Here is a 760-nt window from a genome sequence, read left to right as displayed (position 1 = left end):
CTGGCTCTCGGACGAGCAGTGGGCGGTAATGGCCCCGTTCATGCCCAAGGATCAGCCCGGACCGGAGCGGAAAGACGACCGGCAGATCATCTCCGGCATCCTGCACGTGCTCACCTCGGGCTGCCGCTGGCGTGACTGCCCCGCCGCGTACGGGCCTCGCACGACCGTCTACAACCGCTTCAACCGCTGGTCCCGGCGTGGCTTCTGGACGGCGATGTTGGCGGCCCTGGCCAAGGCCGGCTGGTCGGGCGAGGCGGCTGCCATCGACAGCACCTACGTGCGAGCACATCGCTCGGCGCACGGCGGGAAAGGGGGGCGCAGGCCCAGGCCATCGGCCCGTCGCGCGGCGGCCAGACGACCAAGGTCCATGCCCTCACCGATGTCCTCGGCCGGCCCGGCGTGCTCCTGCTGACGCCCGGCAACGCCAGCGATGTCACCGCCGCTCCGGCCGTCCTAGCCGAAGCGCCGGGCCGGATCCGCCGCCTGAGCGCCGACAAGGGCTACGACGCCGATTGGCTGCGCGCTGACCTACGCAGAAGCGGCATCATGCCGATCATCCCGGGCAAGCGCAGCCGCAAGAGAAGGATCCGGCACGACAAGCGGCGCTACCGGGAGCGCTGGCGCATCGAGGCGACGTTCAACCGCCTCAAGGACTTCCGCCGCATCGCCACCCGGTACGACAAGCTCGCTCGCAACTACGCCTCAGCCGTCGCCCTGGCTGCAATCATCGCCTTCTGGTGCTGATCGAGTCCAAACCCTA

The 760-nt window shown here is 69.6% G+C and carries 1 protein-coding gene; it reads left to right on the top strand.

Translation table 11 applies throughout. The annotated features are described in order from the left end of the window. A protein-coding gene (locus tag MFF58_RS31885) for an IS5 family transposase (protein ID WP_238294337.1) occupies positions 1-744 on the top strand; the annotation gives its coding sequence in 2 pieces (ribosomal slippage) (positions 1-323 and positions 323-744; 745 coding nt annotated over the 2 pieces). This gene is flagged as partial in the annotation. Positions 745-760 lie beyond the last annotated feature (16 nt).

It is taken from the genome of Methylobacterium longum, assembly GCF_022179385.1.
GTDB lineage: Bacteria > Pseudomonadota > Alphaproteobacteria > Rhizobiales > Beijerinckiaceae > Methylobacterium > Methylobacterium longum.
This window is presented reverse-complemented; position numbering and strand designations above follow the sequence as displayed.